This window comes from Streptomyces sp. NPDC088810 (genome assembly GCF_044750305.1).
In the GTDB taxonomy this organism is placed as follows: Bacteria; Actinomycetota; Actinomycetes; order Streptomycetales; family Streptomycetaceae; genus Streptomyces.
Window position 1 is genome coordinate 323,801 of the sequence record NZ_JBIVJQ010000005.1, and the last position, 20,201, is coordinate 344,001.

Consider the following 20,201-nt stretch of genomic DNA (forward strand, 5'->3'; position numbering starts at 1 on the left):
GAGCCTGTGGACAACTTCCGGCCACCCCGCCTGACGGAGGCTCGGAACGGTCGGGATCCGCTCGGCTGACGGTGGCTCAGAAGGTGAGCACCGCCCGCGCCACCCGTCCCGCCTCCGCCTCCGCCCGGGCCTTGTCGAAGTCCTCCACCGGGTAGGCAGCGGTCACCAACTCGTCCAGGAGCAGGCGCCCTTGGCGGTACAGCTCGGCGTACAGGGCGATGTCCCGCTGGGGGCGCGAGGAGCCGTAGCGGCAGCCGAGGATCGACTTGTCCAGGTAGAGGGAGGAGACCAGGAAGGAGGCCTCGGCCGTGGCCGGGGGCACGCCGAGCAGGATCGCCTGGCCGCGCCGGTCCAGCAGGTCGACGGCCCGGCGGATCAGCTCCACCCGGCCCACGCACTCGAAGACATGGTCGGCCCCCGTCGGCAGCAGGTCCCGCACCCCCTCCGCCGACGTCAGGAAGTCGGTGGCGCCGAACTGCCGGGCCGCCTCCTCCTTGGCCGGGTTGGCGTCCACGGCCACGATGCGGAGGGCACCCACCAGCCGCGCGCCCTGGAGGACGTTCAGCCCGATCCCGCCCGTGCCGATGACGACCACACTGTCCCCGCGGTCCACCCGGGCCCGGTTCAGCACCGCGCCGACCCCGGTGAGCACTCCGCACCCGATCAGCGCGGCGGACGACAGCGGGATGTCCTCGGGGATCCGTACCGCCTGCACGGCCTTGACGACCGTGCGTTCCGCGAAGGCCGAGTTCGCGGCGAACTGGTACACCGGCTCCACGCCCCGCGTGAACGGCTTCCCCGGGCGCCCGATCGCCTGCCGGCACATGGTCGGCCGTCCCCGGTCGCACTCCGCGCAGGTACCGCAGTTGGCGAGCGTGGACAGGGCGACGTGGTCACCGGGTGCGACATGGGTGACGCCCACGCCCACGGCCTCCACGACCCCGGCGCCCTCATGGCCGAGCACCACCGGTACCGGGAACGGGATGGTGCCGTCCACCACCGACAGGTCGCTGTGGCACAGCCCGGCCGCCGCGATCGCGACCAGTACCTCGCCCGGCCCGGGCTCCCGTACCGCCAGGTCGTCGACCACCCGGACCTGTCCGCCGTCGAACACCACACCCCGCATCACACGGCCCCCTTCGGCTCGGCCGGCAGACCGAGCACGCGCTCGGCGATGATCGTGCGCTGGATCTGGTCCGAGCCGCCGTAGATGGTGTCGGCCCGGGAGAACAGGAACAGGTGCTGGGCCGGGTCGAGCGGGTACGGCGACCCGGGTGACCAGTCCGCGGGCCCCACGGCCGCCGCCGCGCCCCGGACCTCGACCGCCAGCTCGCCCAGCCGCTGGTGCCAGGCGGCCCACAGCAGCTTGGCCACGCTGGGCGCGCCCGGGCCGGCCGGGCCGCCGAGGGTGCGCAGGGCGTTCCAGCGCATGACCCGCAGCTCGGCCCACTGCCGCACCAGCCGGGCGCGCAGCACCGGGTCGTCCACGGCCCCGGTCGCCACGGCGGCGTCCAGGACCTCCGCCAGCTCCCGGGCGAAGCCGATCTGCTGGGCCAGCGTCGACACCCCGCGCTCGAAGCCCAGCAGGCTCATCGCCACCCGCCAGCCGTTGCCCTCGCCGCCGACGACGTGCTCCACGCGCGCGCGTGCCCCGTCGAAGAAGACCTCGTTGAACTCGCTCGTCCCGGTCAGCTGCCGGATGGGCCGGACCTCGATCCGGCCGGGCTGGTCCATCGGCACGAGCAGGAGGCTCAGCCCGTGGTGCCGCCGCGCGTCCGGGTCCGTCCGGGCCAGCACGAAGCACCAGTCGGCCTCATGGGCGAGCGAGGTCCAGATCTTCTGCCCACTGATCCGGTAGTGGTCCCCCTCCCGCACCGCCACCGTCCGCACCCCGGCCAGATCGGACCCGGCACCGGGTTCGCTGTAGCCCTGGCACCACAGCTCCTCGCCGGCGGCGATCGGCGGCAGGAACCGGCTCTTCTGCTCCTCGCTGCCGTGGGCGAGGAGGGTGGGCGCCAGCAGGTTCTCCCCGATGTGCCCGGAGCGCGGGGGCGCCCCCGACCGGGAGTACTCCTCGGCCCAGACGACCTGCTGGGTGAGGGTGGCGGTGCGGTTGCCGTACCCCGACTCCGGCCACCCGAGCCCGATCCACCCGGCGGCACCGAGCGCCCGCTCCCAGGCGCGCCTCTCCATCGAGGCGTCGACGCGCTCACCCAGCCACGCGCGGACTTCGGCACGGAAGTCCTCGTCCTCGGCAGTGAATCCGAAGTCCACGTCGTTCTCCTCTCAGTGCCGGCCAGGGCAACCACCCCAGGGGCGCGGGGAACTGCGCGACCAGCCACAACGCATCCGCAGCCGCACCCAACGCAACGCGCCCCGGACTCTCAGGCGTTCGGCCGGCCTCCACGCCGCGCGGCCTCTTCCATCCCCGCCAGCTCGGAGAGCATCCGCATCGGGTCCACCCCCACCGACCCCGGCAGAACCTCGGCGATCCGCTCCGGCGTCCAGCAGGACCCCGCGGCGTAAACGGAGCGGAGTTCCCTCGGCTGCGCCCACACCGCGATCTTCGGCCCGGCGATCGTGTACACCTGCCCGGTGATGCCCTGCGCGGCGGCCCGCTCGGACAGCAGGTACACCACCAGCGCGGCCACGTCCTCCGGCTCGCCGATCTCCGCCAGTTCCATCGGCACGTTCGCCGACATCCGGGTACGGGCCACCGGTGCCACCGCGTTCGCGGTCACCCCGTACTTGTGCAGCCCCAGGGCCGCGCTGCGGACCAGCGAGATGATCCCGCCCTTGGCCGCGCTGTAGTTGGCCTGCGAGACGGAGCCCTGGTGGTTGCCGCTGGTGAAGCCGATGAGGGTGCCGGACCGTTGCCCGCGCATGACGGCCGAGGCCGCACGGAACACGGTGAACGTGCCCTTCAAGTGGGTGGCGACGACCGGGTCCCACTCCTCCTCGGTCATGTTGAACAGCATGCGTTCGCGCAGGATGCCCGCCACGCACACGGCCCCGTCGATCCGGCCGTAGACCTGCACCGCCGTGTCCACGACCCGCTGCCCGCCCGCCATGGTGGAGATGTCGTCGGCGACCGCGACGGCCTCCCCGCCGGCCGCCTCGATCTCCTTGACGACGGCCTCGGCGACCTCGCTGGTGGGCGAGGCGCCGTCCACCGCCACGCCGTAGTCGTTGACGACGACCTTCGCCCCTTCGGCCGCCGCCGCCAGGGCCACCGCCCGTCCGATGCCACGCCCGGCACCCGTCACGGCGATGACCTTGCCTGCCAAGAAGTTCCCCACGCCCGGCCCCTTCCCGCGAATTCTGACGGATCGTTAGATTGACGGTCCGTTAGATTTTATGGCCCGCCATGCGCGCGGGCACAAGCCCCGGGGAGGCACCGGATGGCACTGGCGGCGGAGTTCCGCGAGATCGCGGGGCGCGTGAACAACTGGGGGCGCTGGGGCGCCGACGACGAGATCGGCACCCTGAACCTGGTCACGGACGAGGTGGTGCGGGAGGCCGCCGCCGAGGTGCGCACCGGCCGCCGTGTCCCGCTCGCGCTCCCCCTCCGGCAGGACGGCGTGCAGACGGGGATGATTCCGGGCCGGGTCAATCCGCTGCACGCGATGGTGCAGCTCAACCAGGAGCTGTTCGGGCCGGGCACGGTGGCGTGCAGCGACGACGCGGTCACCATGGGCCTGCAGGCCGGGACCCACTGGGACGCGCTGCCCCATGTCTCGCACTCCGGGAAGCTCTACAACGGCCGCCCGGCGCACACGGTCACCGCGCACGGCGGCGCGGAGTTCGGCGGCATCGACAAGGTGCGCCACCTCGTCTCGCGCGGGATGCTGCTGGACGTGGCAGGCGCGCGCGGGGTGGACCGGCTGGCGGGCGGTCACGCGGTGACGCCGGAGGATCTGGAGGCGGCCGAGGAGTTCGCCGGTACGCGCGTGCGTGCCGGTGACATCGTGCTGGTACGGACCGGACAAGTGCAGGTCTATCTGGCCGGGGACAAGCACGGGTACGGCTATCCGTCGCCGGGGCTGTCGGTGCGCTGCCCCGAGTGGTTCCACGCGCGTGATGTGGCGGCGGTCGCGAACGACACGCTCACTTTTGAGATATTTCCGCCCGAGATCGAGAATCTGTGGCTGCCCGTGCACGCCCTGCATCTGGTGGAGATGGGGATGCTGCAGGGCCAGAACTGGAATCTCGAAGAGTTGTCCACAGCCTGTGGAGAAACGGGACGGTACACGTTCCTGCTGTCGGCGATGCCCGAGCCGTTCGTGGGCGCGACGGGCACACCGGTGGCACCGGTGGCGATCCTCTGAAGCGCAACGGCGACTACGACTGCACGGTCGCGGCTGGCGGCGCGCCTCCCCCCACCGTCACACACGTGCGCGCCGCCACCCGCTGCGACCCACCCTCGACGAGGACCACCGAACCCCCGGGCGGCCCTCGCCGTCCCCTCGCGGCGAATCGTCGCCCCCAAGCCTGATCAGCCACCCAGAAGACGTCAACGCCGGTACGGGGATGTGTTGCGACACCATGCTCGCGGGGCCCGCGCACGGTTGCACACCCCGGCGCATCACCATTCCGGGCGACTACACCGCTTCGAAGGCGAGACCCTCGTACGCGGACAGACCGCCTCCGTACGCCATCGCCGCGCTCTCCCGGGGCGGTGAACAGCGGTCCAGCTCGCACCAGATGCTCTTGCCGGCGCCGTCGGGGCTCCAGCCCCAGCGGTCGGCCAGGCAGTCCACGAGGGCCAGGCCCCGCCCGCCGGTGGCGTCACCGCCGGCGCAACGGGGCACGGGGGCGCGTGAGCTGCGGTCCGCGACCTCGACCCGGACCGTGGCCGACGCGCACTCCTCGGCGGCCGGGGCCGGCAGGCACAGCCGCAGCACGGCCGGCCGGCCGGTGTGCACCACGGCGTTGGTCACCAGCTCGGAGACGAGCAGGATCAGGGTCTCGGCCAGCGGCTCGTCGGCCGTTATCCCCGATCCGGCGAGCCGCGAGCGGGCCCATCTCCTGGCTCGCCCCACCTCCGCGGGGTCGGGCCGGATCTCCAGCTGCACTTGAAGCACCTGCACCGCTCACACCATCCGAACCGGCGGACACATGACCCCACGCCGACCGCGTGCCACGGCGTCAGCCGTGGCGACGATCACGACGAGGGCCACGATCGTAGCCATTTTCTGCATGGCCAGAACAACGGCCAGAGCAGGGGTCACGGACTGTGACTCCCTTGCGAGACAGCATGGTTGACGTACAGTCACCCCAACAAGCGCTTCGGGCATATTCCCGCGCGAAGGAGTACGCGTGAGGCATACTGTGCGACGCTCGTGCCGGGGAGTCGAACAAGCGGCGGCCACGACCGCGACCGCCCCGCGAGCAGCGGCGCGCACCGCGCGGCCCGGCACCGTCCCAGGGGGACCGCCGGCACGGCTCGTACGCACAGCCACTCGCATCCCACACAAGGTACCCGAGCACCCCCCGACTGCGGGCCGTGACGAGTCTCGAGCAGGACACAACCCGGTATCAACGCTCCGTGATTCCGGTACGCCACGATCCGCGACATCGTGGGCCATGGCTTCCCGGGTGCCGCGGCCCGGGACGTCGTCGGCGGTTCAGCCCGCCAGCGCGGCGGCGAGCAGCTCCGCACCCTGTGTGCTCCCCCCGGCGCGCCGGGCCCGCACCCAGGCCCGTTTCAGGTGCAGATGCACGTCGGCTTCCCAGGTGAAACCCATGCCGCCGTGCACCTGGAGGCAGTCGCGCGCCCCCTGCACGGCGGCCTCGTCGGCGAGCAGCCGGGCGGCGGCGATGTCGGCGGGGTCGGCGGTGACGGCGGCGGCGTAGACGGCGACCCGGGCGGTCTCGGCCCGCACCAGCAGGTCGGCGCACAGGTGCTGGACGGCCTGGAAGGCGCCGATCGGCCGCCCGAACTGCTCGCGCCGCCGGGCGTGTTCCACGGCCAGCTCGCACACCCGTCCGGCCGTGCCCAGCTGTTCGGCGGCGGTGAGGAGGACGGCGACGGGGTCCGGCGGGCCGGCGACGGGCACCCGGTGCAACGGGGTGAGCGGATCCACCGACCGCAGCGGTACCGCACCGGTGACGTCCCCGCGTACGACGTCGGCCGCGTCCAGCCACTCCGCCAGCTCCCCGTCGATGGCGGCCACGACCGTCTCGCCGCGTGCCGCGCCGGGCACGCTCGCGGCCGCGAGGTGCGTGGCCACCAGCGGCCCGGGCAGCAGCGCCCGGCCCGCCTCCTCGAAGACCAGCACCGCCTCGGGCAGCCCCAGCCCGACCCCGCCGTCCGTCTCGGGCAGCCGCAGGGCGAAGAACCCGGCCTCGCCGAGGGTCCGCCACAGCGCCCGGTCGAGCCGGCCGGGCGCGTCGACGGCCGCGCGCAGCGCCTCCCGCCCGAAGCACCGCCCCAGCAGCTCCCGCATGCCCGCCCGCAGGGCTTCCTGGTCGTCGGTGAGTAGGAAGCGCACGGTCACCTCCCCCTGGGCAGGCCGAGGATCCGCTCGGCCACGATGGTGCGCTGGATCTGCGAGGTGCCGGCGGCGATCGTGTACGACAGCGAGGACAGCCGGTCGAGCACCCAGGGGCGGTCCAGGTCCAGGCAGTCCGGGCCGAGCACCTCGGCGGCTGTGTCGTACAGCTCCTGCCGGGCGTGCGAGTAGCGGAGCTTGAACACCGAGCCGCCCACGCCCGGCACCCCGCCGCTCGCCTCCGCCGCGCTCACGTTCCACTGGGTCAGCCGCCACAGCGCCCGGAACTCCGCGTCGAGCCGGCCCAGCCGGCGGCGCAGCGCGGGATCGTCCCAGCACCCGTTGTCGCGTGCCGTGCGGGCGAGTTCGGCGAGGACGCGGCGGCAGGCGACGACCTCGCCGACGAAGGCGGTGCCGCGTTCGAAGGAGAGGGTGACCATGGTGACGCGCCAGCCGTCGTTCTCCTCCCCCACCCGGTTGGCGACCGGCACCCGCACCTCGTCCAGGAACACCTCGGCGAACTCCGCCGGCCCGGCGAGCGTGCGCAGCGGCCGTACGGTGACGCCCTCGGCGTCCATCGGCAGGGCCAGCCAGGTGATGCCCCGGTGCCGGGGTGCGGCGGGGTCGGTACGGACCAGCAGCTCGCACCAGTCGGCGACTTCGGCGTGCGAGGTCCAGATCTTGGAGCCGGTCACCACGTAGCAGTCGCCGTCCCTCCGCGCGCGCGTGCGCAGCGACGCGAGGTCGGACCCGGCGTCCGGTTCGCTGAACCCCTGGCACCACACCTGCTCGCCGCGCAGGATCGGCGGCAGCCAGCGCGCCCGCTGCTCGGCGGTGCCCTCGGCGGCGATCGTCGGTCCGGCGTGCAGCAGTCCGACGAAGTTGGCGCCCACATAGGGCGCGCCCGCCTTCTCGGTCTCCTCCAGGAAGATCAGCCGGAGCGTCGGGGAGGCGTCCCAGTGCACGTCGGCGTACCCGGCGTCGTACAGCATCCGCTGCCAGCCGAGGTCGTAGGCGCGGCGGCCGGGCCAGTCGTCCGGGGACGGCCTGGCCGGCAGGGTGGGCAGCACCGTGCCGAGCCACTCCCGCAGCCGGATCCGGAACTCCTCCTCCTCGGGTGTGCAGGAGAGGTCCACTAGCGGTCCAGGTCCAGGCCGAGCATGCGGATGGCGTTGCCCCGCATCAGCTTGTACACGGTCTCGTCGTCGAGGCCCTTCACATGGTCGAGGGCGACCTCCTTGGTGTGCGGGAAGGTCGAGTCGACGTGCGGGTAGTCGGTCTCGAAGGTGGCGTTGTCACGGCCCACCACGTCCAGCGAGGCGATGCCGTGCTTGTCGCGGAAGAAGCAGCAGTAGATCTGCCGGTAGTAGTACGTCGACGGCGGCTCGGGGATCAGGTCCCTGACCCCGCCCCAGGCGCGGTGCTCCTCCCACACGTCGTCGGCGCGTTCCAGGGCGTACGGGATCCAGCCCATCTGGCCTTCGGAGTAGGCGAGTCCGAGCCGCGGGAAGCGCACCAGGACCCCGCTGAAGAGGTAGTCCATCATCGAGGCCATGGCGTTGTTGAAGCTCAGGGACGCCTGGACGGCGGGCGGTGCGTCGGGGGAGGCGGCGGGCATCTGGGAGCTGCTGCCGATGTGCATGTTGACGACCGTGCCGGTCTCCTGGCAGACGGCGAAGAACGGGTCCCAGTAGCCGGAGTGGATGGAGGGCAGCCCGAGGTGGGTGGGGATCTCGGAGAAGGTGACGGCCCGCACCCCGCGCGCGGCGTTGCGCCGGATCTCGGCGACGGCCAGCTCCACGTCCCACAGCGGGATCAGGCACAGCGGGATCAGCCGGCCGCCGCTGTCCCCGCACCACTCCTCCACCATCCAGTCGTTGTAGGCGCGGACGCAGGCGAGGGCCACCTCCTTGTCGTGGGCCTCGGCGAAGGTCTGCCCGCAGAAGCGCGGGAAGGTCGGGAAGCAGAGGGAGGCCTCGACGTGGTTGAGGTCCATGTCCTTGAGGCGCTCGGCCGGGTCCCAGCACCCGGGGCGCATCTGCTCCCGCGTGATCCCCTCCAGGGTCATCTCGTCCCGGTCGAAGCCGACGGCGGCGATGTTCCGTTTGTACGGGAACTTCAGGTCCTCGTAGATCCACCAGTCGGTGGGCTGACCCTGCGGGTCCATGGTGATCTGGTACTTCCCGCCGACGTAGGCCAGTTCGCCGATCCCGGCGGTCAGCGGCCGGGGCCCCCGGTCGCGGTACTTGGCGGGCAGCCACGTCTCGAAGAGGTGGGCGGGCTCGATCACGTGGTCGTCGACACTGATGATGCGGGGCAGTTCGGTCGCCATGGTCCCCTCCGCCGGACGGTACTTATCTGATGGTCCGTCAGATAGCATGACAGCTGACGAGTCGTCAGCCAAGCAGGGGGCACGCGTGAACGAGACCCCGCACACCCTGAGTTCCGCCCGCACACTGTGGGAGCTGGTCGACCGGCGGGCCCGGCTCACCCCCGACCTTCCGGTGCTGCTCCAGGGCGGCCGGACGCTCACCTTCGGGGGCCTGCGGGAGGGCGCCGAGCGGGCCGCGGCGGGCCTGTACGGCATGGGCGTACGCCCCGGCACGGTGGTCGCCTGGCAGCTGCCCACCCGCATCGAGACCGCCCTGCTGTCCTTCGCGCTGGCCCGCCTGGGCGCCGTGCAGTCCCCGGTGATCCCCTTCTACCGGGACCGGGAGGTCGGTTTCGCGCTGCGCGAGTCGAAGGCGGAGTTCTTCGCCGTACCGGGCGTCTGGCGCGGCCACGACCACACCGGGATGGCGCGCCGCCTCGGCGCCAAGGGCGTCTTCGAGGCGTACGGCACCCTCCCCGACGGCGACCCGTCCGTCCTGCCCCCGCCGCCCGCGGAGGGCACCTCGGTCCGCTGGATCTACTGGACCTCGGGCACCACCTCCGACCCCAAGGGCGTGCTGCACACGGACCGCTCGCTGATCGCGGGTGGCTCCTGCCTGGCCCACGCCCTGCGCCTGTCGGCGGCCGACGTCGGCTCCATGGCCTTCCCGTACGCCCACATAGCCGGCCCCGACTACACGGTGATGCTCCTGCTGTACGGCTTCCCGGCGGTGCTGTTCGAGCACTTCGCGCTGCCGGACGCGCTGGCGGAGTACCGGCGGCACGGGGTGACGGTGGCCGGCGGCTCCACGGCCTTCTACTCGATGTTCCTGGCCGAGCAGCGCAAGCGGCCGGGCGAGAGGGTGATCCCCTCCCTGCGGCTCCTCGCGGGCGGCGGCGCCCCCAAGCCGCCCGGGCTGTACCACGCCGTGGTCCGCGAGATGGGCGTCCAGCTCACCCACGGCTACGGCATGACCGAGGTCCCGATGATCACGATGGGGGACCCCGAGGACACGCCCGAGAACCTGGCGACGACCGAGGGGCGGCCCCCGGAGGGCATGGAGATCCGGATCGTCGACGGCGAGGTACGGCTGCGCGGGGAGGCCGTCTGCCAGGGCTACCTGGACCCCGCCCAGACGGCCGCGGCCTTCGACGCCGACGGCTTCCTGCGCACCGGCGACCTCGGGCACCTCACCCCGTCCGGACACCTGGTGCTCACCGGCCGCCTCAAGGACGTGATCATCCGCAAGGGCGAGAACGTCTCCGCCAAGGAGATCGAGGACCTGCTCGCCACGCACCCGGCGATCGCCGACGCGGCCGTCATCGGCCTCCCGGACCCCGACCGCGGCGAACTGGTCTGCGCAGTACTCGAACAGCCCCCGGGCACACCCGTGTTGACCTTGCCGGACATCGTGTCGTTCCTCCGCACCCAGGGCCTGTCCGTGCACAAACTGCCGGAACGGCTGGAGGTACTGGAGGCCCTGCCGCGGAACGAGACCCTGCGGAAGGTACTGAAGTACAGGCTGCGGGAGCGGTTCTCGGCTACTCGGGGACGGTGAAATAGCGCGCGAACGCCGGTACGAGGTCGGTCTCGGTGATGTGTCCGTCGGTGTCCGTGTCGAGGGTGGTGGCCACTGCCCGTGCGGTGTCGGCCGGTACGTGGAGCACTTGGAGGACGCGGGCGGTGTCGGTGACCGTGACGCTGCCGTCGGCGTCCGTGTCGGCCACGGCGAGGGCGGCGTGCAGGAACGGGCGGGCGATCTCGGCGAAACGGCCGGGGTTGTCGCGCAGCCGCTTGACCGCGCCGGTGACGAACTCCTCGCGGGTGATGCGCTGGTCGCCGTCCCGGTCGGCGATGCCGGCCATGCCCTGCCAGAACGCCTCCGCGCCGGCGTAGAGCGCCTGCCCCTTGTCGGAGCGGGCGGGCACGGCGAACTCGGCGAGCAGGGCCTTGGCCGCGGCGCTGAAGTCCTCGCGGTCGATGTAGCCGTTGCCGTCCTGGTCGAAGGTGGCGAACCGGGCGGCGATCCTGCGCTCGTACTCGGTGCTGACCATGTCTTTCGGGCCGCCTTACGTTGACGTGGGGGTTGATCCGGGTGGGAGCGTACGTCGCGGGGGGCGGTGAAGTGTCGGCGAAGCGGCGATTGTGCCAAAACCGGGGGAATTCCGGGACAACCCTGTGGCGGCGGGCCGGGGAACGTGCTCAGGCCGACAGCGGGTCCGCGTCCTCGGCGACGGCGGACTCCACATCGGGGCGGACGTCGAAGAGGCGGCGGACGCCGAGCGCGCCGAGGACGCGGTTGACGTGCGAGCCGTCGTCGGCGCCCCGGTCCGGCAGGATCAGCCGCAGCCGGCCCTGGCAGGAGCGGATCAGCCGGCGGGCGGCGATGAGGACGCCGACCCCGCTGGAGTCGCAGAAGAACACGTCGGAGAGGTCCACGACGAGGCTGTGGTGCCCCTCCGCGACGACGTCGTGCACCCGTTGGCGCAGCACCGGCGAGGTCATCAGGTCGAGTTCCCCGGACACCCGGAGCACGGCCCACTCGCCCCGTTCGACGCCGGTCACGTTGAATGCCACGGCCATGCCCCTCCGCTCGCCGGATCTCCCGGAACCGCCCGGAAACGGAAGCAGTTCCTACGTTTCTTTCCGCGCGGCTGCCCAGCGGCCGTTCCCTGAAACTTGATGCGGCAAACGGCACGTGATCGTCAAGGGGCTTGTTTCGGTCACTATCGATCCTGTTCGATCAGGGATGTACGCGTCCGGTGTGAAGGTTGTGTGAAGAGGGCACTATCACCTGCGGCCCTTCCAGGGGCGCGCATTGACACAAAGGGGCGTGCACTGTCAGACGTGCCGACTACATTCGAGAGGGCAGGACCGACAGGCTGGACGGGCCGGACACGGTGAGGGGAGGGGACCGCATGGCCAGGAAGGACGTACCGCCCCGCTGGGACCGCAAGATGCAGCAGCGGCTCGCCCGCGGTGAGGCAGCCGCCCTCGGCGAGCTGTACGACCGCTTCGCCTCCCTGGTGCACAGCCTCGCCCACCGCGTCCTCGGCGACGAGCAGGCCGCCGACGCCGTCACCCGCGAGGTCTTCGCCCACGTCTGGGAGCACCCCGAGATCTACGACCCCAAGCAGGGCACGCTGCGCTCCTGGGTCGCCGCCGTCACCCACCGGGTCGCCGTGCAGCGGCTGCGGGACCGGGAGGAGCGGGAGCAGCCGCGGCGCGAGGAGCGGGAGAGCACGGTCCGCCGCGCCTCCGTCGCCGCCCGCGCCGACTACATCGTCCACTCCATGCCGGCCCCGCTGCGCGCCGCCCTGGACCTGGCCTACTTCCAGCGCCGTGACTACCGCCAGACCGCGGCCGACCTCGGCGTCACCGAGGACGAGGCCCGCCGCCGGCTCCGTCTCGGCCTCCAACTCCTGTCCACCGCCCACGACACCGGCACACCGCCGGGATACCGGGGTGCGGTGTGAACGGGGCGGACCGGTTCGACTCACACGACGAGCACGGCGAACACGGCAGGCACGGCGGCCGTGGGGCAGGCGGGCACGGCGGTGGTGCGGGGGACGTCCCGCGCGGTGCCGGCGGGCCCGGCCCGGCACCGGCCCCGCGTATACCCACGCCTCGCGCATCCGTGGAGGACAGCGGGCTCCCGCTGCCCGACCTCGCCGACCTGGGGGACCTCGCACCCGTGCCGCTCGACCTCTCGCACGACGTCCTGAAGTCGCTGCTCGGTGCCTGGGCGCTGGCCGCCTGCTCGGCGGCGGAGACGGCGGCCGTCGAACACCACCTGGGCAGCTGCGGCAGCTGCGCCGACGAGGCCCGCCGGCTGCGCGAGGCCGTCGGCCTGCTGCACCAGCCGGAGAGCCTGGACCTGGACCCCGGGCTGCGCACCCGCGTCCTGGAGAGCTGCCTGAACCGCCGGCCGCCGCGCATCCCGGTGCCCGACTGGGCGGCCCCCTACGACGCGGAGACCGCGCGACTGGACGCGTTGCTCCAGGACTTCGGGGACGCGGAGTGGCATGCGCCGGTGCGGCTGCGCTGGTTCGAGGCGGACGCGCCGACGAGCCGTCGTACGACCGTCGCCGGGGTGATCGCGCACCTGCTGTCGGTGGACGGGATGGTCGCCACGGCGCTCGGCCTGGAGGATCCGCTGGCCGAGGTCGCCGGCGCGGCGGAACAGGGTGCCGCCGGACCGGCCGGGCGGACGGAGGCGTACTGGCGGGCCTCGCACTTCCCGCCGACGCGTTCGGTGCGGGGGCCGTGGCGGGAGCAGAGCCACGGCCTGGTACGCACGGTGTCCTTCACGGGTGGCCACGCGGGCGGACTCGAGGTGTCGTACGGCGACTTCGCGCTGCCGCTGCACGACGCCATGCTGGACCGCGCCTTCGAGTGCTGGGTGCACGCCGAGGACATCGCGGAGGCGGTGGACTACCCGTACGAGCCGCCGGCGCCGCGGCACCTGAACCGGATGATCGACCTCGCGGCACGGGTGCTGCCGACGGTACTGGCCGGGCGCCGCCGCGCGGGCCTGTCCGCGCCGGGCCGCCTCACCCCGCACCTGGTCCCGGCCGGCGCGCCCGGCCGCAGCCTGCGCCTGGAGATCGAGGGCTCGGGCGGGGGCGAGTGGCTGATCCCCCTGGACTCACCGGCGGCCCGCGGCTCCGCGGACCTGGAGGTGGCCCATGTCGCCCTGGACGGCGTGGAGTTCTGCCGGCTGGCGGCGGGCCACGTGCCTCCGGCGGAAGCGGCGGCCGGTCAGGTCGGCGACCGGGAGGCGATCAGGGACGTGCTGCTCGCGGTGGCTTCGCTCAGCCGGATGTGAGCGGCGAGGGGTGCGGCAGGCGCCCGGTAAGGGGGCGGGGAGCTGCGCGAACGCCCCCCACGCACCCGCGGGCGCCCCCGGCTCCTAGGCGAACACCACCGTGCGTCGGCCATTCAGCAGAATGCGCCGCTCCGCATGCCACTTCACCGCCCGCGCCAGGGCCTGGCACTCCACGTCGCGCCCGATGGCCACCAGCTGGTCCGGCGTCACACCGTGCCCGACCCGCTCGACCTCCTGCTCGATGATCGGTCCCTCGTCGAGGTCCGCGGTGACGTAGTGCGCCGTCGCCCCGATCAGCTTCACACCCCGCGCATGCGCCTGGTGGTACGGCTTCGCGCCCTTGAAGCTCGGCAGGAACGAGTGGTGGATGTTGATGATCCGGCCGCTCAGCTGCTTGCACAGGTCGTCCGAGAGCACCTGCATGTAGCGGGCGAGGACGACCAGCTCGACCTTCTCCTCGCGCACGATCTCCAGCAGCTTGGCCTCGGACTCCGACTTGGTGTCCTTCGTCACCGGAATGTGGTGGAAGGGGATGTTGTAGGAGCCCACCAGCTCCTCGAAGTCGGTGTGGTTGGAGACCACGGCCACGATCTCCACCGGCAGCGCGCCGATCCGCGCCCGGAACAGCAGGTCGTTCAGGCAGTGCCCGAACTTGCTGACCATGAGCAGGATGCGCATCTTCTGGTCGGCCCGGTGGATCTGCCAGTCCATGTGGAAGGTGTCACCGATCGCGGCGAAGCTCGCCCGCAGCTTGTCCACCGTCACCGGCGCCTCGGCCGAGAAGTGGACGCGCATGAAGAACAGTCCCGTGTCGTGGTCGCCGAACTGCTGGCTGTCCTCGATGTTGCAGCCGGTCATGAACAGATAGCTGGACACGGCGTGCACGATGCCCTGCTTGTCCGGGCAGGACAGCGTGAGGACGTACTGGTCGGCCGGCGCGGCGGCGGAAGGGGCGGACTGATCGGTCATGCACTACAGAATCCCACACCGGCCCCCCTGCGCGGGCCGCCGTCCGCTACGCGGACCTCGTGAGGATCCGCAGCACCTCCAGGCTCTTCGGCGGCGCGTCCGGGTCCTCCCCGTCGCTCACCGACATGCGCACGTGCGCGTCCCGCGCCGCCCGCACCGCGTCCGGCCAGCCGGGGTGCTCCATGTACACGGCGACCGGCGCGTCCGGGCCGACCTGGTGCATGATCCGCAGCACCCGCAGCACGGCGGTGTCGACGAGCGCCGCCTCCTGCGAGTCCCGGAATATGGTGCCGACGTACTTCTCGGCCGACCAGTTGTCCAGCCAGGTGTCCTCCACCAGCCGGTACACGGCGTCCGTGACGTCGCCGTAGCCGTCCACGCCGGCCAGCCAGACGTCCCGCTGGAACACCGGGTCGGAGAGCATGTGCAGCGCCGAGCGCACGTTGCTGCGCCACCGCCACCACGGCATGTCGTTCAAGGGCATGCCGCCCATGGTGGAGGAGCGACGGCCGCGACGGGAAGTGTTCTCCGAACCTTGCACGGTCATCGATCGTACGTTCCCCGTCCCACAAGCCTCACATGCCCCTGCAATTCACCTGCGCGTCACCTTTCGTTGACCGACGGTCACTCCCAGGTTAGTGCTGTGAGGGAATCGTGCGTGTTCATGACCGGCAGGCGACGCACGCGCAGTACCCCCCTCCCCGCCCTTCCCCGCCCCGTCAGAGCCACCGCCCTCGCCGCGGCGGCCCTCTGTGCGTCGCTCACCGCCGCATGCGGGGTCATCCCCGGTGCCACGGGGGGCTCCGGGGATGACCCGGTCAAGGTGATGACCTGGGCGCCGCAGGACACCGACGCGACCAACAAACCGGGCATGCCCGCGATGGCCCGCGCTTACGCGAAGTGGGTCAACTCCCACGGCGGCATCAACGGCCGCAGGCTCGAGGTGCTGACCTGCAACGACCACAACGACGGCGTGGGCGCCGCCAAGTGCGCCCGGCGCGCGGCGGCCGAGAACGTGGTCGCGGTCGTCGGCTCCTACAGCCAGTTCGGCGACTCCTACCTCGCCCCGCTGGAAGGCGCCGGCATCCCCTACATCGGCGGCTACGGCGTCACGAACGACGAGTTCACGGGCGCCATGTCCTACCCGGTCAACGGCGGCCAGCCCGCCCTGCTGGCCGGCCTCGGCAAGGCCCTCGCCGCCGAGTGCGGCCACGTCGCCCTGGTCCGCCCGGACAGCATCGCCGGCGACCAGCTGCCCGCGATGCTCGACTCGGGGCTGGAGGCGGGCGGGCACCGGGACGCCGGCGACCAGCTCGCCGCGGAGGACGCCACCGAGTACGGCGGCCAGGCCGAGCAGGCGCTGCGGTACGCCACCAAGGACGTGACCAGGAAGGGCTGCGTGGTGCCCGCGCTCGGGGACCGCACGGACACCTTCATGGACTCCTTCCGGCGCGCCCGGGCGAACTTCCCGGACGTGCGCACGGCGACCGTGCTCGGCAGCGTCGACCAGACCGTGATCAACGCCACGGGCGGGGCGACGGGACCGTACGAGGGGGCGTACATCACCGGCTGGTACCCGGTCGTCTCCGACCCGCGCTGGGACCCGATGAAGAAGGTGATCAACGAGGAGGCCTTCGGCGACAACCGCATCGACCCGGCGGACGCCGGCGTGCAGACCACGTGGATCGCCTACACCGTGCTCAGGGCCGTCCTGGAGAGGATCGGCGACGGGGAGGTGAGCGCCGACACCGTGCGCCGCACCCTCAACGACGGCCTGCGGGTCTCCACCGGCGGGCTCACCCCGACCCTGCACTGGCCCTACGAGGGCAGGCTCGCCGCCGTCGGCTTCCCGCGGCTGGTCAACGCCGACGTCACGCTCCAGGTGGTGCGGGACGGCAAGCTGGTCGCGGCCCGCAAGGGCATCGGCGGCGCCGGCGGGATCGCCGACATGACCTCGACCCTGGAACACGCGGACGTGCCGTGACGGACCCCGCGGGCGGGGCCGTCCGCGCCGGCCGGCCGGTCAGAGCTGGGTGGGCTGGCGCCGGGTCAGGCCGTACTTCTGCGCGATCGTGTTCCACAGCGCCGCCGCCTTCGTCTTCTGCGCGCTGGCGGTGCCGCTCTCCCGGTTGCCGGCCTGGGTCTCCCCGGTGGTGCGGGCGTGCCCCTTGCGGCAGACCTTGCGGTTCTTGGCCTGGTCGGCCCAGGCCGCGTAGTGGTTGTCGGCCGCGGCGGACGCCTGCCAGGCCTTGGTCAGCGCGGCCGTCAGTTCGGCGTTGCCCGGCAGCTTGTCGACGGACAGCTTGCCGAGCCGGGTGACCAGCTCGCCCCGCTGCCCGGCCGCGTCCCGCAGGTTGGTGGCGGCCTGGTCGAGGTTGTCGCACTGCTTGACGTCGGCGACGGCCTGGATCACCGAGGACCGGCTGCTGCCACTGTCCGCGAGCAGCTTGTCCAGCTCGACCGCCTGCTGCCGGGCCGGGTCGACGGCGGGCGAGGCGGAGCCCTCGGTGGTGGCCGGCGACGCGGCGGCGACCGTCTTGTCGGCACCGCCCTTGTCCTTGTCGCCCCCGCCGCTCAGCAGCGCGCCGGCGCCCACGCCCAGCACGACGATGCCCACGCCGATCGCCGCGAGCAGCGGCACCCGGGACCGGCCACCGCGCCGCCCGCCGTCGTCGTCGTCCGGGCCCGCGTCGTACGACGACTGCGCCGGGCGGTACGACGCCTGCGCCGGACCTGGGTAGGCGTCCGGCTGCTGCACGCGCGGGAGCTGCTGGGTGGACCCGGCCGGGCCGTCGCCCCCCGGGCCGCCGCGGAAGAGGTTGTCGAACTCGGCGGGCGGCTGCCGGTCGGCCCCCTGGACCTGGGGCTGGGTCTGGGTCTGGGCGGCGTAGGGCGGGATGTACTGCGTGGCCTCCGCGTCGGAGGGCGCGGGCGCGGCCTGTCGGGGCACCTGGCCGAGGTACCGCGTCTCCTCGCCGCCCGACTCCGGCGGCAGGGCACCGGCCGCGACGGGCGGTATGTACTGGGTGGCCGCCTCGCCGCCGGGGCCGGCCGGAACCGGCGGGAGGTACTGGGTGGCGCCGTCGGCCGGCGCGGCCTGCACGGGCGGGATGTACTGGGTGGCGCCCTCGTCCGCGGGGCCGGCGGGGACCGGGGGGAGGTACTGGGTCGCGCCGTCCGCCGTCGGGGGCAGCGGGGCCCCCGCGCCCGGGTAGGCGGGGGGCAGCGGCGCGGCGGGCGCGGGCTGCGCTCCCGGGTACGGCTGCTGGTGCTGCGGCGCCTGCTGCTGGTGCTGGTGGTAGGCGTCGGGCGCGCCGAAGCCCGGCTGCTGAGCGGCGCCGTAGCCGCCGTACGGGCCCTCCTGGCCGCCGTAGGCCGGTGCCTGGCCGCCGTATGCCGGGGCCGGGGCGCCCTCCGGGGGCAGCGGGCCGGGGTTCGCGGCGGGCGGGGGCTGCTCCTGGCCGCCCCACTGCGGGGCCGGGGCCCAGCCCTGGTCCTGGCCCTGGTCATGGTCCTGGCCCTGCTGGGGCGTCTGCCGCCCGGGGCCCCAGGAACCGCCCCAGGCCTGCCCGCCGGCCGGGGTGGCGGGGGCGGGCGTCGCGGTCATGCCCGGCAGCAGGGGCTCGCCTCCGTCGGAAGGCAGCACGATGCCTTCGCGCGCGGGCCGCGCCGAGGGCTCCTCGCCCTGTCCACTCTGCGTCACCGGGACTCCTACTAATGGGGGACCTTGTGAATCGTCGGCTCACGCTACCGGGTCCCCCGAGCCGCGTGCCACGCAGCTCGAACGCGACCTCCTTCCCTGTGACAGCAGTAACAAAACCGCCCCGCGTTGCGCTGTTCATGGCACCCGGCGCACCCCGGGTGCCGTTTGCTTCCCGTTCACGCCCCCGCGGGGCCGGTGTTCACGCGGCCTGCTGGAGATCGAGGCGCGCGCCGAACTCCCGCACCACCGCCTCGTCCCGGAAGGGCTCCAGGCGCTGCTGGAGGTCGTCCAGGTACTCGGCACCCCGGTTGGAGCGGAGCGTCTCCAGCAACTCCACCGCCTTCATACCGGTGTTGCAGGCCTGCTCGACCTCCCGCTGCTGCACCTGGGCCGTGGCGAGCAGCACATAGCCGATGGCGCGCCGGCGGGCCCGGGACTCGGGGTGCCCGGCCAGCGCCTCCTCGGCGTACCGCGCCGCCTGCTCGGCCTGTCCGAGATCGCGGTGGCAGTGCGCCAGCTCGTCGGCCAGGTAGGCCTCGTCGAAGTGCCTGATCCACACCGGGTCGTTCCCGGCGGCGCCGTCCGCCCGTTCCATCGCGTCGGCCGCCCGCCCGCCGGCCGCCTGGGCGGTGCGCACATCGCCGAGCAGGGCGTGCCCGCGCGCCTCGGCGGCGTGGAACATCGCCTCCACGCGCGGGGTCACATGCCCGCGCGCCCCCTCCTGCGCCGCCCGCGCCAACTGGGCGATTTCCCGCGGGTTCCCGAGCTGCGCGGCGAGATGGCTCATGGAGGCGGCGAGGACATAGCCGCCGTAACCGCGGTCCCCGGCGGCCTGCGCGAGCCGCAGCGACTGGATGTAGTACCGCTGGGCGAGGCCCGGTTGGCCGGTGTCGACGGCCATGTACCCCGCCAGCTCCGTCAACCGGGCGACCGCCGCGAAGAGTTCACGGCCCACCGCCTCCCGGTACGACCCCGCGAGCAGCCCGGAGACGACACTGTTGAGGTAGTGCACGACGACCGGGCGCACATGCCCGCTGCCGTACTGGTGGTCGAGGTCCACCAGCGCCTGGGTCATGGACCGTACGGCGGCCACGTCGGACTGGCCCACGCGCGGGCCCGCCTGCCGGGCCACCTGGGCGTCCGGAGCCGAGATCAGCCAGTCGCGGCTGGGCTCGACCAGCGCGGAGGCGGCGACGGAGGAACCGGACAGGAAGTCCCGGCGTCCCACGTCGCTGCGCCACAGCTCGCAGACCTGCTCGATGGCCCCCAGTACCGTCGGCGAGAACTGGAGGCCCACGCCCGAGGCGAGGTTCTTGCCGTTGGCCATGCCGATCTCGTCGATGGTGACCGTACGGCCGAGCTTGCGCCCGAGCGCCTCGGCGATGATCGCCGGGGCCCGGCCCCGTGGCTGCTGGCCGCGGAGCCAGCGGGCCACGGAAGTCTTGTCGTAGCGCAGGTCGAGACCGTGCTCGGCGCCGCACATGTTGACCCGCCGGGCCAGCCCGGCGTTCGAGCACCCCGCTTCCTGGATGAGTGCCTGCAGCCGTTCGTTCGGCTGCCTCGCCACGAGAGGCCTTGCGGCCATGTGCTTACCCCCTGCGTTGCGATCCCCTGGAGCGTGAATTTCCGGTCGGGGGGATCCGGCCGAGACGATCCGTTCGGGAAGATCACTGCCCCGCTGACATACCGTCAATGCGCGACATGTGCGGTTTGCCGGGGTAACAGCGGGTGCCACCCCACCCCTGGCTACCCGCCTCACGCCCCGTCTCCTCCCGCGCGCCCCCGGACGTGCACCCATGCGCCCCGACTGCCGAATCGATGCTCCTCCCCCGCGCG

18 protein-coding genes are annotated in these 20,201 nt (G+C 72.9%); 5 read left to right on the forward strand and 13 right to left on the reverse strand.

Translation table 11 applies throughout. The features are described from left to right. Positions 1-76: 76 nt before the first annotated feature. The 3 genes from ACIP4Y_RS19250 to ACIP4Y_RS19260 form a co-directional block, all read right to left on the reverse strand. Positions 77-1,126, reverse strand: coding sequence for an alcohol dehydrogenase catalytic domain-containing protein (locus ACIP4Y_RS19250; protein WP_401394669.1), 1,050 nt, complete (start codon positions 1,124-1,126; stop codon positions 77-79). Then, on the reverse strand, positions 1,126-2,274 hold the full coding sequence (locus ACIP4Y_RS19255; protein ID WP_401394672.1) for an acyl-CoA dehydrogenase family protein: 1,149 nt from the start codon (positions 2,272-2,274) through the stop codon (positions 1,126-1,128). Before ACIP4Y_RS19255 ends, ACIP4Y_RS19250 begins: the two co-directional genes overlap by 1 nt. Positions 2,275-2,384: 110 nt before the next feature. Next, entirely contained in the window at positions 2,385-3,299 is a 915-nt protein-coding gene (locus ACIP4Y_RS19260; RefSeq protein ID WP_401394675.1) for an SDR family NAD(P)-dependent oxidoreductase, read from the reverse strand. A gap of 102 nt (positions 3,300-3,401) precedes the next feature. On the opposite strand from ACIP4Y_RS19260, the gene ACIP4Y_RS19265 reads away from it, so the two are divergent. After that, the gene (locus tag ACIP4Y_RS19265; RefSeq protein ID WP_401394678.1) at positions 3,402-4,328 is read left to right on the forward strand and encodes a cyclase family protein; all 927 of its coding nucleotides are present in this window, start codon (positions 3,402-3,404) and stop codon (positions 4,326-4,328) included. 273 nt (positions 4,329-4,601) lie between these two features. Here the strand turns inward: ACIP4Y_RS19265 and ACIP4Y_RS19270 are convergent, their stop codons facing one another. The 4 genes from ACIP4Y_RS19270 to ACIP4Y_RS19285 form a co-directional block, all read right to left on the reverse strand. Beyond that, on the reverse strand, positions 4,602-5,075 hold the full coding sequence (locus tag ACIP4Y_RS19270; protein ID WP_401395206.1) for an ATP-binding protein: 474 nt from the start codon (positions 5,073-5,075) through the stop codon (positions 4,602-4,604). Positions 5,076-5,627: 552 nt separating this feature from the next. After that, positions 5,628-6,494 (reverse strand): acyl-CoA dehydrogenase family protein, encoded by an 867-nt coding sequence (locus ACIP4Y_RS19275; protein WP_401394681.1) that lies wholly within the window; start codon positions 6,492-6,494, stop codon positions 5,628-5,630. Positions 6,495-6,496: 2 nt separating this feature from the next. Further along, positions 6,497-7,630, reverse strand: a complete 1,134-nt coding sequence (locus ACIP4Y_RS19280; protein WP_401394684.1) for an acyl-CoA dehydrogenase family protein — start codon at positions 7,628-7,630, stop codon at positions 6,497-6,499. Next, positions 7,630-8,826, reverse strand: coding sequence for an amidohydrolase family protein (locus ACIP4Y_RS19285; protein ID WP_401394687.1), 1,197 nt, complete (start codon positions 8,824-8,826; stop codon positions 7,630-7,632). Before ACIP4Y_RS19285 ends, ACIP4Y_RS19280 begins: the two co-directional genes overlap by 1 nt. An 85-nt stretch (positions 8,827-8,911) precedes the next feature. Here ACIP4Y_RS19285 and ACIP4Y_RS19290 point away from each other — a divergent pair, with 85 nt between their 5' ends. Continuing rightward, a complete protein-coding gene (locus ACIP4Y_RS19290; protein ID WP_401394690.1) occupies positions 8,912-10,423 on the forward strand; it encodes a class I adenylate-forming enzyme family protein in 1,512 nt (503 codons plus the stop codon). Here ACIP4Y_RS19290 and ACIP4Y_RS19295 read toward each other — a convergent pair. Further along, positions 10,407-10,919, reverse strand: coding sequence for an EF-hand domain-containing protein (locus ACIP4Y_RS19295; RefSeq protein WP_401394693.1), 513 nt, complete (start codon positions 10,917-10,919; stop codon positions 10,407-10,409). The genes ACIP4Y_RS19290 and ACIP4Y_RS19295 overlap by 17 nt on opposite strands. A gap of 148 nt (positions 10,920-11,067) precedes the next feature. Further along, on the reverse strand, positions 11,068-11,448 hold the full coding sequence (locus ACIP4Y_RS19300; RefSeq protein ID WP_358639425.1) for an STAS domain-containing protein: 381 nt from the start codon (positions 11,446-11,448) through the stop codon (positions 11,068-11,070). 335 nt (positions 11,449-11,783) lie between these two features. Here ACIP4Y_RS19300 and ACIP4Y_RS19305 point away from each other — a divergent pair, with 335 nt between their 5' ends. Together ACIP4Y_RS19305 and ACIP4Y_RS19310 are read left to right on the forward strand one after the other, a co-directional pair. Further along, positions 11,784-12,341 (forward strand): sigma-70 family RNA polymerase sigma factor, encoded by a 558-nt coding sequence (locus tag ACIP4Y_RS19305; RefSeq protein ID WP_358639422.1) that lies wholly within the window; start codon positions 11,784-11,786, stop codon positions 12,339-12,341. Then, positions 12,338-13,693, forward strand: a complete 1,356-nt coding sequence (locus ACIP4Y_RS19310) for a zf-HC2 domain-containing protein (RefSeq protein ID WP_401394697.1) — start codon at positions 12,338-12,340, stop codon at positions 13,691-13,693. Before ACIP4Y_RS19305 ends, ACIP4Y_RS19310 begins: the two co-directional genes overlap by 4 nt. Positions 13,694-13,777: 84 nt before the next feature. Here ACIP4Y_RS19310 and purU read toward each other — a convergent pair whose 3' ends face one another. After that, positions 13,778-14,662, reverse strand: coding sequence for a formyltetrahydrofolate deformylase (purU, locus tag ACIP4Y_RS19315; RefSeq protein WP_401394700.1), 885 nt, complete (start codon positions 14,660-14,662; stop codon positions 13,778-13,780). A 46-nt stretch (positions 14,663-14,708) separates the two neighbouring features. After that, positions 14,709-15,209, reverse strand: coding sequence for a hypothetical protein (locus tag ACIP4Y_RS19320; RefSeq protein WP_358639415.1), 501 nt, complete (start codon positions 15,207-15,209; stop codon positions 14,709-14,711). A gap of 117 nt (positions 15,210-15,326) precedes the next feature. Between ACIP4Y_RS19320 and ACIP4Y_RS19325 the strand changes: the two genes are divergently transcribed. After that, positions 15,327-16,646 carry an ABC transporter substrate-binding protein gene (locus tag ACIP4Y_RS19325; protein ID WP_401394703.1) on the forward strand — a complete coding sequence of 440 codons (1,320 nt, stop codon included), beginning with the start codon at positions 15,327-15,329 and terminating at the stop codon, positions 16,644-16,646. Positions 16,647-16,685: 39 nt separating this feature from the next. Here ACIP4Y_RS19325 and ACIP4Y_RS19330 read toward each other — a convergent pair whose 3' ends face one another. Both ACIP4Y_RS19330 and ACIP4Y_RS19335 read right to left on the reverse strand, forming a co-directional pair. After that, positions 16,686-18,365 (reverse strand): hypothetical protein, encoded by a 1,680-nt coding sequence (locus ACIP4Y_RS19330; protein ID WP_401394706.1) that lies wholly within the window; start codon positions 18,363-18,365, stop codon positions 16,686-16,688. Positions 18,366-18,564: 199 nt separating this feature from the next. After that, a complete protein-coding gene (locus ACIP4Y_RS19335) occupies positions 18,565-19,950 on the reverse strand; it encodes a transcriptional regulator (RefSeq protein ID WP_401394709.1) in 1,386 nt (461 codons plus the stop codon). Positions 19,951-20,201 lie beyond the last annotated feature (251 nt).

Bases quoted from the DNA above. Each gene is read 5' to 3' on its own strand.
- purU (WP_401394700.1), bottom strand. From the start codon at position 14,662: ATGACCGATCAGTCCGCCCCTTCCGCCGCCGCGCCGGCCGACCAGTAC.
- ACIP4Y_RS19320 (WP_358639415.1), bottom strand. From the start codon at position 15,209: ATGACCGTGCAAGGTTCGGAGAACACTTCCCGTCGCGGCCGTCGCTCC.
- ACIP4Y_RS19335 (WP_401394709.1), bottom strand. From the start codon at position 19,950: ATGGCCGCAAGGCCTCTCGTGGCGAGGCAGCCGAACGAACGGCTGCAG.
- ACIP4Y_RS19285 (WP_401394687.1), bottom strand. From the start codon at position 8,826: ATGGCGACCGAACTGCCCCGCATCATCAGTGTCGACGACCACGTGATC.
- ACIP4Y_RS19250 (WP_401394669.1), bottom strand. From the start codon at position 1,126: ATGCGGGGTGTGGTGTTCGACGGCGGACAGGTCCGGGTGGTCGACGAC.
- ACIP4Y_RS19325 (WP_401394703.1), top strand. From the start codon at position 15,327: ATGACCGGCAGGCGACGCACGCGCAGTACCCCCCTCCCCGCCCTTCCC.
- ACIP4Y_RS19295 (WP_401394693.1), bottom strand. From the start codon at position 10,919: ATGGTCAGCACCGAGTACGAGCGCAGGATCGCCGCCCGGTTCGCCACC.
- ACIP4Y_RS19305 (WP_358639422.1), top strand. From the start codon at position 11,784: ATGGCCAGGAAGGACGTACCGCCCCGCTGGGACCGCAAGATGCAGCAG.
- ACIP4Y_RS19300 (WP_358639425.1), bottom strand. From the start codon at position 11,448: ATGGCCGTGGCATTCAACGTGACCGGCGTCGAACGGGGCGAGTGGGCC.
- ACIP4Y_RS19265 (WP_401394678.1), top strand. From the start codon at position 3,402: ATGGCACTGGCGGCGGAGTTCCGCGAGATCGCGGGGCGCGTGAACAAC.